The 12201-nt window shown below is 62.0% G+C and carries 10 protein-coding genes and 1 pseudogene; 8 read left to right on the top strand and 3 right to left on the bottom strand.

Features of this window, described 5'->3' with window-relative positions:
* Positions 1-55 precede the first annotated feature (55 nt).
* Positions 56-1015, bottom strand: coding sequence for an NAD(P)H-dependent flavin oxidoreductase (locus ACIPSK_RS31115; RefSeq protein ID WP_017966864.1), 960 nt, complete (start codon positions 1013-1015; stop codon positions 56-58).
* Positions 1016-1303: 288 nt separating this feature from the next.
* Between ACIPSK_RS31115 and ACIPSK_RS31110 the strand changes: the two genes are divergently transcribed.
* Positions 1304-2503, top strand: a complete 1200-nt coding sequence (locus tag ACIPSK_RS31110) for a hypothetical protein (protein ID WP_017966865.1) — start codon at positions 1304-1306, stop codon at positions 2501-2503.
* 84 nt (positions 2504-2587) lie between these two features.
* Here the strand turns inward: ACIPSK_RS31110 and ppk2 are convergent, their stop codons facing one another.
* On the bottom strand, positions 2588-3469 hold the full coding sequence (gene ppk2, locus ACIPSK_RS31105) for a polyphosphate kinase 2 (RefSeq protein ID WP_026154417.1): 882 nt from the start codon (positions 3467-3469) through the stop codon (positions 2588-2590).
* A gap of 242 nt (positions 3470-3711) precedes the next feature.
* Between ppk2 and phoR the strand changes: the two genes are divergently transcribed.
* The 7 genes from phoR to phoB all read left to right on the top strand — a co-directional run bounded on the left by phoR (position 3712) and on the right by phoB (position 11972).
* Positions 3712-4935 (top strand): phosphate regulon sensor histidine kinase PhoR, encoded by a 1224-nt coding sequence (gene phoR, locus ACIPSK_RS31100; RefSeq protein ID WP_162117016.1) that lies wholly within the window; start codon positions 3712-3714, stop codon positions 4933-4935.
* Positions 4936-5549: 614 nt separating this feature from the next.
* Complete coding sequence (locus ACIPSK_RS31095) at positions 5550-6584, top strand: substrate-binding domain-containing protein (RefSeq protein ID WP_017966868.1); 1035 nt, start codon at positions 5550-5552, stop codon at positions 6582-6584.
* Positions 6585-6751: 167 nt separating this feature from the next.
* Entirely contained in the window at positions 6752-8233 is a 1482-nt protein-coding gene (pstC, locus tag ACIPSK_RS31090) for a phosphate ABC transporter permease subunit PstC (RefSeq protein WP_026154418.1), read from the top strand.
* A complete protein-coding gene (gene pstA, locus ACIPSK_RS31085; protein ID WP_162117015.1) occupies positions 8230-9552 on the top strand; it encodes a phosphate ABC transporter permease PstA in 1323 nt (440 codons plus the stop codon). Before pstC ends, pstA begins: the two co-directional genes overlap by 4 nt.
* Positions 9553-9567: 15 nt before the next feature.
* Positions 9568-10383: a phosphate ABC transporter ATP-binding protein PstB gene (pstB, locus tag ACIPSK_RS31080; protein ID WP_017966871.1), complete on the top strand. Its 816-nt coding sequence runs from the start codon at positions 9568-9570 to the stop codon at positions 10381-10383.
* A gap of 44 nt (positions 10384-10427) precedes the next feature.
* Positions 10428-11141: a phosphate signaling complex protein PhoU gene (gene phoU / locus ACIPSK_RS31075; RefSeq protein ID WP_017966872.1), complete on the top strand. Its 714-nt coding sequence runs from the start codon at positions 10428-10430 to the stop codon at positions 11139-11141.
* A gap of 147 nt (positions 11142-11288) precedes the next feature.
* Positions 11289-11972, top strand: a complete 684-nt coding sequence (gene phoB / locus ACIPSK_RS31070) for a phosphate regulon transcriptional regulator PhoB (protein WP_003545181.1) — start codon at positions 11289-11291, stop codon at positions 11970-11972.
* 127 nt (positions 11973-12099) lie between these two features.
* Here the strand turns inward: phoB and ACIPSK_RS31065 are convergent.
* Positions 12100-12201, bottom strand: a pseudogene (locus ACIPSK_RS31065) (IS110 family transposase); the annotation flags it as partial.

Genomic DNA, 12201 nt, shown 5'->3' with positions numbered 1-12201 from the left:
CAAGCACCCTGTCATGGCTTTGGCAAAAAAGAGGGAGGGGGCGGGAAGGCGCGCCTCAGAGCGCCAGCCGGGCGCGCGCCGCCCTGTATTCGGCTTCCAGCCGGTCGACGAGTTTTTTGACCGGCTCGACCGCCTTGACGGCGCTGATGCCCTGGCCGCTGCCCCAGATGTCCTTCCAGGCCTTGGCGCCGCCGATAGCCTGCTCGAAATCCAACTTCGAGGCATCGGCTAAGGGGAGGTTGTCGGGGTCCATGCCGGCGGCGACGATCGAGGGCTTCAAATAGTTGCCGTGCACGCCCGTGAAATAGTTGGAATAGACGATATCGCCAGCGGCGCCTTCGACGATCGCCTGCTTGTAGGCGTCCGCGGCGCGCGCCTCTTGCGTTGCGATGAAGGGCGAGCCGATATAGGCCATGTCGGCGCCCATCGCTTCTGCGGCGAGGATGGCGCCGCCGGTGGCGATGGCGCCTGCCAGCAGCAGCGGCCCGTCGAACCATTCGCGGATTTCCTGGACGAGGGCAAAGGGCGACAGCGTGCCGGCATGGCCGCCGGCCCCGGCGGCAACTGCGATCAGCCCGTCGGCTCCCTTGCGGATCGCCGAATGGGCATGGCGGTTGTTGATGATGTCATGCAGCACGATGCCGCCATAGGAGTGCACGGCGGCGTTGACCTCAGGCACGGCGCCGAGCGAGGAGATGACGATCGGCACCTTGTATTTGACGCAGAGCAAGAGGTCATGCTCCAGCCGCTTGTTCGACATGTGGACGATCTGGTTGACGGCAAAGGGGGCGGCCGGCCGCTCGGGATGGGCGGTGTCGTGGCGGGCAAGCTCCTCGGTAATCTCGGCCAGCCATTCGTCGAGCTGGCTTTCCGGCCGGGCGTTCAGCGCCGGAAACGCGCCGACGATGCCTGCCTTGCATTGCGCCAGCGTCAGCGCCGGATGCGAGATGATGAACAGCGGCGAGCCGACGACCGGCAGTCTCAATCTGTCCTTGAGGATCGGGGGCAGGGCCATGGTTCACCGCTTCCACTGACGTTTACGAAAACGTCAATCTCATAACAGAGATGAAAATGCGATAAAAGAGCGGCTGCCATGCCTTCGTCGATTTCAGCCGGAATATATACGTCCGAGAAAGCTCATATAATAAGGCCCGCAAGCGGTGAAACCTGCCGACTATCCCCGCCGATCAACCGCGGCCCGCCCTCGCAAGGCTTGCGGTTTGCCGCACTTGCCGCTACCGAATTTTGATGGAGAACGGCGGGGATTGCAGTCCGATGCCGAATTCAAGGTGAAGGACTTGACGTGAGCGGATTAGAAACGGCCATCAGAACTGCGCTCGAAAATTCCGATCGCGATAATCCGGAGGTTCGAGCGAGGATCTATCAGTCGGCCCGCCAGGCGCTGGAAGCCGGCCTGCGCAAGCAGGATATCACCGACACCGAGGTCGTCGCCCATCACCGCCATCGCCTGGAAAGCACCATCCACGCCATCGAAGGCGAGGAGCGCGAGCGCCTTCACCCCCGCCAGAGGCCGCCTGAAGTGCCCGTGCCGCCGGTCGTGGAAATGCCGGCGCCGCCGGTTCCGCGCGGTGAAGTGGCCGATATCGACAGCCTTATCGATAGTCCCGTGCCCGCAGGCGAAACCCGCACCCCCGAGGTGGCCTTCAGCCGCGGCGACGAGTCCAGCCTCGACGACGTGCATGCCGGCAATGCCGATCACCTGGCTGCCGCCCCCGTCGGCGAGGAACGCCTTGCCCGCGGTCAGCGCGCCACCAATATGGATTTCCGCCCGGAGCGGGCGGCAGGCCGCCGCAAGCCGCGCAAGTTTTTTTCGAGGCTGCTCGTCTGGTGCGTCCTGCTCGCCTTCATCGGCATCGGCGCCTGGTGGGCACATACATCGGGCCTGCTGATGACGGCGGCCGAGCGCGACACCAGCGTCGCCAATCCGCCGGCAAGCACCCAGCCCGAGGATTTCACCGGCAATGACGATAGCGCCGGGAATGCGGGCTCTCACACCGATCAGCCGGTGACCATCGACCCGCAGAACAGTTTCTCGGCCGATTGGATCCCGCTGTTCAAACCTGAGGACGCCGACAAGATTCAAAGCGGCCCGCGGGCGCGCATCGAAAAAATCGACGAGAATGATGGCCCCGCCGTCCGGCTGATTTCCGAAAGCGGTGCAGCCGATGGCAATGTCTCGATCAGCGTCCCGCCTTCGGTGCTGCAGCAGTTGGCCGGCAAATCCTCGACGATCGCGCTGACGCTGCAGTCGACCAGCGACGAGCCGACCCAGGTCACCGTCGAGTGCAATTTCCAGACGCTCGGCAATTGCGCCCGCCATCGCTTCAACGTCACCCGGGAAAAATCGGACGCGCTGCTGCAGGTGAAGTTCGACCGCTCGCTGGCGCCGAATTCGCCGGGCACGCTGACGATCAACAGCGATCTCGACGGCAAGGCGCGCGGCATCAACCTCTTCGCCATCCGCATCCTGCCGGGGCAGTGACTCCGGTCCCGGCAGAGCCGGTGACCTCAGTCCCGTGCAAACGGTGACTCCGGTCCCGGCAGAGCCGGTAACTCCGCGCGGCGCCTATTTCAGAAATCCAGGCCCTGAGCCGATGATCTCTGCATCGACCGTGCCGAGCGCCTGTTTGTTCTTGCCGTCATAATCCATCCTGTTCAGCATGTGGCGGATGAGTTCGAGGCGCGCGCGCCGCTTGTCATTGCCGTGGATTACCGTCCAGGGCGCGAAATCCGTATGGGTTTCCTTCAGCATCCGGTTGCGCTTGTCGCTGTAATCGTCCCATTTCGTCAGCGCCGCGATGTCCATCGACGACAGTTTCCAGACCTTCAGCGGATCATGCCGGCGATCGTGGAAACGCTTCAACTGCATCTCGCGGCCGATATCGAGATAGAATTTGAAGAAGAAGATGCCCTCGTGGGCGATGATCTTTTCGAGTTGCGGCGCCTGTTTGAGGAAGTCCTCATATTGCTGCGGCGTGCAGAAACCCATGACCGGCTCGACGCCGGCGCGGTTGTACCAGGAGCGGTCGAACAGCACGAATTCGCCTGATGTCGGAAACTGCGCGACATAACGCTGGAAATACCATTGCCCCTGTTCGCGCTCGGTCGGCTTGGTCAGCGCCACGACGCGCGCAAGGCGTGGGTTCATATGCGCCGAGGAGGCCGAGATCGCACCGCCCTTGCCGGCAGCGTCGCGCCCCTCGAACAGCGCCATCACCCGCTTGCCGGTAGCCTGCAGCCAGAACTGCACCTTGACGAGTTCGATCTGCAGCTTTTCCAACTGCTCCAGATAGTCCTCCTCCTTGAGCTTCCTCTTGTGGGGAAAGTCGCCGGATTCCAGTGCGCGTTCCTCGACCCAGGCCGGCAGGGTAGGATCGTCGACATCGAAGATGCGTTTCTTTCCGCGGATCTCCAGCTCCACGGCCCTGTTTTCGACCTTCTCGTCCATATGGTGCTCCTCGGCCTGATTGTTCTCTTTCTGCAGGCGAACATAGTTACCGTTGAAAATCAAATCTTTCACGGGCGGCCGATCATTTTTCGTGGGTTTCGGCTGCGGCCTTTCGCTTGAGGTGCGGCCACCCGAAAACTTCTGTCATGAATTGCCGCTATCAGGCAGAGTTCAATATAGAGAAAAACGAATCGACGCCGCGAGGGCACTTGCCAGACGAAATTCCGTGGAGAAAAAGCCTGTTGGCGCGCATAAGGCGCGAACGGCCGGTGCTGCTTGCGGCGATCCTCAGCGCGCTCGCCGCGCTTGCCGCCGGCATGAACAAGTGGGTTGTGCTTGTCCTCCTGCTTGTGATGATCCTCACCGCGCTTTTCAATGAGGCGCCGATCATCGAGGCCGAACCGGCCCCGCCGGTGGAGATCGAGCCTGAGGCGCCGCCAAGCCGCCTGCCGGAGGTTTCCGCCACGCTCTCCGGCCTCGATATCCCGGTCATGGTGTTGTCGGACGACGCCTCGGTGCTCTTCCAGAACCGTGCTGCCGAGAAAGCTTTTGGCGAAGTGGCGCTCGGCGCCCATATATCGGCCCGCCTGCGCTCGCCCGGCGTGCTCGACATGGTGCGCGAAACCATCGCCACCAACGCTCCGAACCAGATAGAGCATGCCGAGCGGCTGCCGTCCGAGCGCGTCTATATCGTCCGCAGCGCGCCCATAGAATTCGCAGCCGATGACGGCCCGCATGAGCGCTATTTCATCCTGTCCTTCCGCGATATATCGGAGGTCCGCCGCATCGATCGCATGCGGTCGGATTTCGTCGCCAATGCCAGCCACGAGCTGCGCACGCCGCTTGCCTCGCTGCGCGGCTTCATCGAAACCATCCAGGGGCCGGCGAAGAACGATCTGAAGGCGCAGGCGCGTTTCCTCAACATCATGCTCGATCAGACGACGCGCATGAGCCGGCTGGTCGACGACCTGCTGTCGCTCTCGCGCCTGGAGCTGAAATCGCACATCGCCCCGGATGAGAAGGTCGATCTGGTGCCGCTGCTCGGCCATGTCAGAGATGCGCTGGTGCCGCTGGCAAAGGATGTCGGCGTCGTCATCAACCTGCATCTGCCCGACGGCAAGGTCGAGGTGCTCGGAGACCGCGACGAGCTTGTCCAGGTCTTCGAGAACCTGATGGAAAACGCCTGCAAATACGGCCAGGAGGGCGAGGTCGTCGATGTCTGGCTGAAGAACGGCACCGGTCAGCCGATCGAGGTCAGCATCGTCGACAAGGGCCCAGGCATTCCGGCCGAGCATGTGCCGCGGCTGACCGAGCGCTTCTACCGCGTCAGCATCGAGGACAGCCGCTCGAAAAAGGGCACCGGCCTCGGCCTCGCCATCGTCAAACACATCCTCACCCGCCACCGGGCACGGCTGATCGTCAAGTCGGAAGTCGGCAAGGGCACCAATTTTACGGTGCGGTTCTGACGCAATGCTCTATGAGAACTGGGCGGGGAACGGAGAGGTCGCGGCATGTCCTCTTCTCCCCTCGGGGAGAAGGTGCCGGCAGGCGGATGAGGGGGCCGCACGGCAGACCTCTCACGCAATTCACCTATCCCGCCACGCCTGCCCAAGGGCCTTGACGATGGTCGAGGCGACGCCTGCACGGTTCACGGGTTATTGGAAAGACCGGCTTCGCCGGCCCCTCATCCGCCCTACGGGCACCTTCTCCCCGCTGGGGAGAAGAGGGAATCGAGATGCCCCCGCCATGTACCTCCGCCGGCCCCAAATCACCGCGGAACAACGTTAATGAAACGGCGGAAGCGGAAAGCCGCCGCCTCACTGCCCGTCTCTGCTGTGCGGCTGGTTTTTACAACGCGAGGTGGACTGACCACCGAACTTTGCCGGTCGCCCGACATGATCGATCGGTCAATTCAGAATACTGTATTACAAATCAGCAGCTTAACCTGTCACAAATGTTTCACGGCTTTGACATAAAAGGACGGTGCATAAAGCGCTAAGAGAGTCTCGCCGATGAAAAAAGGCATGCGAGGGCCTCTCTAAGGCCGCACTCACACAAGCCCAAATACCGGGAGATTTACATGAACACCTTCAAGCTCACCGTTGCCGCGCTCGCTGCAACTGCTGCTTTCGCTGGCGCTGCCGTCGCCCGCGACCAGATTCAGATCGCTGGTTCGTCCACCGTCCTGCCTTACGCAAAGATCGTTGCCGAGTCCTTCGGCGAAACCTTCACCAACTTCAAGACGCCGGTCGTTGAATCCGGCGGCACGGGCGCTGGTCTGAAGGAATTCTGCAAGGGTGTTGGTGAAGACACTATCGACATCGCGAACGCTTCGCGTCCGATCAACAAGAACGAAGCCGAAGCCTGCAAGGCCGCCGGCGTAACCGACATCCAGGAAGTCAAGATCGGCTACGACGGCATCGTCTTCGCAACCGACGCTTCCAACCCTGACGTCGCTTATGTTCCTGCCGACATCTACAAGGCCCTCGCAGCCCAGGTCGTCGTTGACGGCAAGCTTGTCGCCAATCCGTACAAGAAGTGGTCGGAAGTCAACCCGAAGCTTCCGGCTGTTGATATCGCCGTCTACATCCCGGGCGAAAAGCACGGCACCCGCGAAGTCTTCGAACAGAACGTGCTCGCCGCCGGCTGCAAGGCCTCTGGCGCAATCGACGTCATCGCCAAGGAAATCGCCGACAAGGCTGCCCAGGGCAAGGCCTGCGTCGCAGTCCGTAAGGACGGCGTTGCAGTCGACATCGACGGCGACTATCCGGAAACCCTCGCACGCATCGCCGCCAACAAGACCGGCGTCGGCGTCTTCGGCCTTTCCTTCTACGAAAACAATGCCGACAAGCTCAAGGTTGCGAGCATGAGCGGTATCGTTCCGTCCACCGAAACGATCGCGAACGGCACCTACCCGGTTTCCCGCCCGCTGTTCTTCTACGTCAAGAAGGCACATCTCGGCGCCGTTCCTGGCCTGAAGGAATACGTCAACTTCTTCGTATCCGACCAGATGATCGGCCCTGACGGTCCGCTCGCCGAATACGGCCTCGTTGCCGCTCCGGATGCCGAGCGCGACGCCATCCGCAAGGACGTCGAAGCCGGCAAGTCCATGTAATCACTTTGCCGGCGCGGCGCCTTTCAGCCCGCGCCGGCATTGTCTATGTCCCTGCGCGCCGCCGGTTCTGGAGCTGCAGGGTTGGAATTCCTTCTCCGTGATTGAAGCCGAAGGCAGGCTGATGAAGCTGCCGGGCTTTTTGGGCTATGGGCCTGGGGACGTAACGAATGAGCACATCCATCATACTTTTGTGCCTTGGGGTGATCGGCGCCGCCGCCTATCTGGTCGCGCGCAGCCGGGCCACGGCGCTTGCCGGAGGCCGATCCTCCGCTTTGCATTCACGGCCAGCCTATTACGGCGCCTATGCGGCGATCTGGGCGGTTCTTCCTGCCCTCATCGTCCTCTGCCTCTGGCTCTCCATCAGCCCCGGCATCATCCAGTCCTCGGTTCGCGGTGCTTTCCCTGACGACATCAAGGCGCAAGTCTCGGTCGAGCAGGATCTTGGCTATTCGACGGTGGCGACGGTCGCCCGCGGCCTGACGATGCTGACCTCGGATGAAACTGCTGCGGTCGGCAACGATCCGGCTGCCCTGCAGGCCAAGCTCCTCGAAAAGGGTGTGCCGCTTGCCAGCCAGCCGCTGCCTTACATGCTCGACGCCGCCAAAAAGCTCAATGCCCTGAGCATGACGAGCCGCATCGCCATGACGGCTGTTGTCTTCGCTCTCGCCATTGCTGGCGCCTTCTATGCGTTGCGCTCCATTGCTCCGCGCTTCCGCGCCCGCAACCGGGTCGAGCGCGTCATGCTCTGGGGCCTGCTGCTCGCCTCCTCGATCGCCATTCTGACGACGATCGGCATCGTGTTCTCCATGCTGTCGGAAGCCGCCCGCTTCTTTGCCGCCGTTCCCGCCATGGACTTCTTCTTCGGCACCGTCTGGGATCCGCGCTTTGCCGGCGCCGGCAGCTCGTCCTTCGGTCAGTTCGGCCTCATCCCGCTGCTGCTCGGAACGATCTATATTGGCCTGGTCGCCATGCTGGTCGCCGTGCCGGTCGGCCTCTTCGCCGCCATCTACATGGCCGAATACGCCTCGCCGAAGTTGCGCGGGGTCGCCAAGCCGCTGCTTGAAGTGCTCGCTGGCATTCCGACGATCGTCTATGGCTTCTTCGCGCTCGTCACCGTCGGTCCGTTCCTGCGCGATTTCTCCGCCCAGATTAGCGGCCTTCTGTCCGGCAATTACAGCAATTTCATCCAGGCGCAGAGCGTTCTGACGGCCGGCATCGTCATGGGCATCATGCTGATTCCCTACGTGTCCTCGCTGTCGGACGACATCATCACCGCCGTGCCGCGGTCACTGCGTGACGGTTCGCTCGGTCTTGGTGCCACACGCTCCGAAACCATCAAGAAAGTGGTCTTGCCGGCAGCCCTTCCCGGCATCGTCGGCGCATTGCTGATGACGGCCTCGCGCGCCATCGGCGAAACCATGATCGTCGTGCTGGCCGCCGGCGTCGCCGCCCGCATCCAGATCAATCCCTTCGAGCCGATGACGACGGTGACCGTCAAGATCGTCAATCAGTTGACCGGCGACCTTGAGTTCACCTCGCCGCAGACGCTGGTTGCCTTTGCCCTTGGCATCACGCTGTTCTGCATCACGCTTTGCCTCAATATCTATGCGCTCTACATCGTGCGCAAATACCGGGAGCAGTACGAATGACGGATATTGTTTCTCCCACATCAGGCGTCACCGTTTCCACGGCGCCCGCGCGCCGCGATATCGGCATCAAGCGCCGCTATGCTGCCGAGCGCCGGTTCCAGGCCTATGGCATCGCCGCCATCACCTTCGGTCTCGTCTTCCTCTTCATCCTGCTGTGGACGGTGATCGGCAAAGGCTATACCGCCTTCCAGCAGACGGCGATCACCCTGCCGATCGAATTTTCCGAGAAGGCGATCGATCCGAACAACAAGCGTGCGACCGACCCTTCGGTGCTGATCGCCGCCAACTATCCGGTTCTCCTGCGTGACGCGATCGTCAAGCAGCTGAACATCAATGCCTCGAGCCGTCCCGACGTGCGCGATGCATCCGCCATGCTGTCGAAGAGCGCTCCGATTCAGCTGCGCGATATGGTGATCGCCGATCCGTCGATCATCGGCAGGACGGTCGACGTCACCCTGCTCGCCGACGCCAATGTCGACAGCGCCAGCAAGGGCCAGATCGATCTCTCCGTCGATGAGAAGAACCGCAAGGTCAACGACAAGCAGGTTGCATGGATGAACGAGCTGAAGGCGAGCGGCGCTCTCCACAAGCAGTTCAACACCGGCCTTTTCGTCAACGGCAATTCCAGTCGTCCGGAGGCCGCAGGCCTGGGCGTCGCCCTGATCGGCTCGCTCTACCTGATGCTGATCGTCCTCGTGCTCGCTCTGCCGATCGGCGTCGCCGCCTCGATCTATCTCGAGGAGTTCGCGCCGAAGAACAAGCTGACGGACCTGATCGAGGTCAATATCAACAACCTCGCCGCGGTTCCTTCCATCGTCTACGGCCTGCTCGGTCTTTCCGTCTTCATCAACTTCATCGGCCTGCCGCGCTCGGCTTCGCTGGTTGGCGGCCTGGTGCTGACGCTGATGACCCTGCCGACGATCATCATCGCCACGCGTGCGGCTCTGCGCGCCGTGCCGCCGTCGATCCGCGCCGCAGCGCTCGGCCTCGGCGCGTCGAAGATGCAGATGGTGTTTCACCATGTTCTACCGCTCGCCATGCCAGGCATCCTCACCGGCACGATCATCGGCCTGGCGCACGCGCTCGGCGAAACCGCGCCGCTGCTCCTGATTGGCATGGTCGCCTTCGTCGCCAACGCGCCGACGACACCGCTCGATCCCTCGACGGCTCTGCCCGTACAGGTCTATATGTGGGCCAACGAGGCCGAACGTGCCTTCGTTGAGCGTACTTCGGGTGCCATCATCGTCCTGCTCCTGTTCCTTATCGTCATGAACATGGGCGCCATCCTCTTGCGTCGTCGCTTCGAGCGCCGCTGGTAAACGGAGTTAAACATCATGAACATGTTGACGGAAGCTGCAGTTGAAAAGGCGCTGGATCGCAAGATGAGCAACGTCCCGTATAAGATGATCGGAAAGGAAGTCTCGGTTTACTATGGCGAGAAGCGCGCGCTTTTCGATGTGAACCTGAACGTCCGCGAAAACACCGTAACCGCGCTGATCGGCCCGTCCGGCTGCGGCAAGTCGACCTTCCTGCGGTGCCTCAACCGCATGAACGACACGATCGACGGCTGCCGCGTCACCGGCAAGATCACGCTTGATACCGACGATATCTATGATCCCGATATCGACGTCGTCGAACTTCGCGCCCGCGTCGGCATGGTCTTCCAGAAGCCGAACCCGTTCCCGAAGACGATCTACGAAAACGTCTCCTACGGCCCGCGCATCCATGGCCTTGCCAAGTCGAAGGCCGACCTCGACCAGATCGTCGAGACCAGCCTGCAGCGCGCCGGTCTCTGGAACGAAGTCAAGGACCGCGTGCATGAATCCGGCACCGGCCTGTCCGGCGGTCAGCAGCAGCGCCTCTGCATTGCCCGTGCCGTTGCCGTCAGCCCTGAGGTCATCCTCATGGACGAGCCCTGCTCGGCGCTCGACCCGATCGCCACCGCCAAGGTCGAGGAACTGATCCACGAGCTGCGCGAGAACTACACGATCGTCATCGTCACCCACTCCATGCAGCAGGCCGCGCGTGTCTCGCAGCGCACCGCCATGTTCCACCTTGGCAATCTTGTCGAGGAAAACGACACCGACAAGATGTTCACCAATCCCGACGACCCGCGCACCCAGGACTACATCATGGGTCGTTTCGGCTGATTTTGGCGACACCAAGCCTTCCCGTTATTCGAGGATAAAGCCCCATGGCATCGACACATATTTATTCTGCCTATGATGATGATTTGAAGTTCCTGTCCAGGCGGATTTCCGAAATGGGCGGTCTGGCCGAGCAGATGGTCGCCGAATCCGTCCGGGCGCTCGTCAATGGCGATACCGCGCTGGCGCAGAAGGTCATCTCCGACGACGTGATCCTCGATCATGCCGAACGCGAAATCGGCGACAAGGCGATCGTCACCATTGCCCGCCGTCAGCCGATGGCTGCGGACCTGCGCGAAATCATGGGTTCGATCCGCATCGCCGCCGATCTCGAACGCGTCGGCGACCTCGGCAAGAACACCGCCAAGCGCGTCATCGCCGTCCAAAGCACCGGCGTTCCCCGCAAGCTCGCCCGCGGCCTCGAGCATCTGTCCGAGCTGGCGCTCGTCCAGCTCAAGGAAGTGCTCGACGTCTACACCAATCGTTCCGCCGACAAGGCGAATGCGATCCGCGAACGCGACAACGAGATCGACGCGATGTACACCTCGCTGTTCCGCGAGCTCCTGACCTACATGATGGAAGATCCGCGCAACATCACCAGCTGCACGCATCTTCTCTTCTGCGCCAAGAACATCGAGCGCATCGGCGACCACGCCACCAACATCGCCGAAACGATCTTTTACATGACGACAGGCGCGCAGCCGGAAGGCGACCGGCCGAAGGACGACAGCGCCAACACCGTCGGCGCGGTCACGGAATAACCGCCCGGGCCAGTCGCCCGGACCAGTCAATTGCGTGCGCGCCCGTCCGGGCGCGCAAAGAGGTCGCAGCCAATTTCTGAATTTGCGCAGGATGCATTGCTTAAATCACCCCCGGTTTAAGGATCATGCGCGAGGAGACCGATACGCATGATCCCGAGAGTTGCAGTTGTTGAAGACGAGGAAGCCCTCAGCGTGCTCCTTCGCTACAATCTCGAAGCGGAAGGCTTCGAGGTCGATACCATCCTTCGTGGCGACGAAGCCGAAATGCGGCTTCAGGAGCGCACGCCAGATCTTCTTATCCTCGATTGGATGCTGCCCGGGGTCTCCGGCATCGAGCTCTGCCGGCGGCTGCGCATGCGGCCGGAAACCGAGCGCCTGCCGATTATCATGCTGACGGCGCGCGGCGAAGAGAGCGAGCGTGTCCGCGGATTGTCGACGGGCGCCGACGATTATGTCGTCAAGCCCTTCTCGACCCCCGAACTCGTTGCCCGCGTCAAGGCGATGCTGCGCCGCGCCCGTCCCGAGGTGCTGTCGACGGTGCTGAAATGCGGTGACATCGAGCTCGACCGCGAAACCCATCGCGTCCATCGCAAGACCCGTGAAGTCCGCCTCGGCCCCACCGAATTCCGCCTGCTGGAATTCCTGATGTCGTCGCCGGGCCGGGTCTTCTCCCGCTCGCAGCTGTTGGATGGCGTCTGGGGCCACGATATCTATGTCGACGAGCGCACCGTCGACGTCCATGTCGGCCGCCTGCGCAAAGCGCTGAATTTCTCCAACATGCAGGACGTCATCCGCACCGTCCGCGGCGCCGGCTATTCGATGGAAGCCTGAGGGCTTCCTTCTGGGTGAGGGGGACGTGCCCTGCGAAAGGTTGGTGGGGACGGAGAAGGTTGCGGCACAATCTCTTCTCCCCTCGGGGAGAAGGTGCCGGCAGGCGGATGAGCATCTGTGTTTGGTGTCAAGGTGGATTTGGTGTCCAGATGCGGTTTTTGGTGATGAGGGTGTTTGCCAGGACGATGAGCTTTCTCATGACGGCGACGAGGACTACCTTATTGGGTTT

It is taken from the genome of Rhizobium sp. LARHSG275 (genome assembly GCF_052871115.1).
The sequence above is the reverse complement of the archived record's forward strand: the minus strand, read 5'-3'. Positions and strand labels throughout refer to the sequence as shown.

What these genes read in the sequence shown, in the direction of transcription:
- phoU (WP_017966872.1), top strand. Translation starts at nt 10,428, where the DNA reads ATGGCATCGACACATATTTATTCTGCCTATGATGATGATTTGAAGTTC.
- phoB (WP_003545181.1), top strand. Translation starts at nt 11,289, where the DNA reads ATGATCCCGAGAGTTGCAGTTGTTGAAGACGAGGAAGCCCTCAGCGTG.
- pstA (WP_162117015.1), top strand. Translation starts at nt 8,230, where the DNA reads ATGACGGATATTGTTTCTCCCACATCAGGCGTCACCGTTTCCACGGCG.
- ppk2 (WP_026154417.1), bottom strand. Translation starts at nt 3,469, where the DNA reads ATGGACGAGAAGGTCGAAAACAGGGCCGTGGAGCTGGAGATCCGCGGA.
- pstC (WP_026154418.1), top strand. Translation starts at nt 6,752, where the DNA reads ATGAGCACATCCATCATACTTTTGTGCCTTGGGGTGATCGGCGCCGCC.
- ACIPSK_RS31095 (WP_017966868.1), top strand. Translation starts at nt 5,550, where the DNA reads ATGAACACCTTCAAGCTCACCGTTGCCGCGCTCGCTGCAACTGCTGCT.
- ACIPSK_RS31115 (WP_017966864.1), bottom strand. Translation starts at nt 1,015, where the DNA reads ATGGCCCTGCCCCCGATCCTCAAGGACAGATTGAGACTGCCGGTCGTC.
- pstB (WP_017966871.1), top strand. Translation starts at nt 9,568, where the DNA reads ATGAACATGTTGACGGAAGCTGCAGTTGAAAAGGCGCTGGATCGCAAG.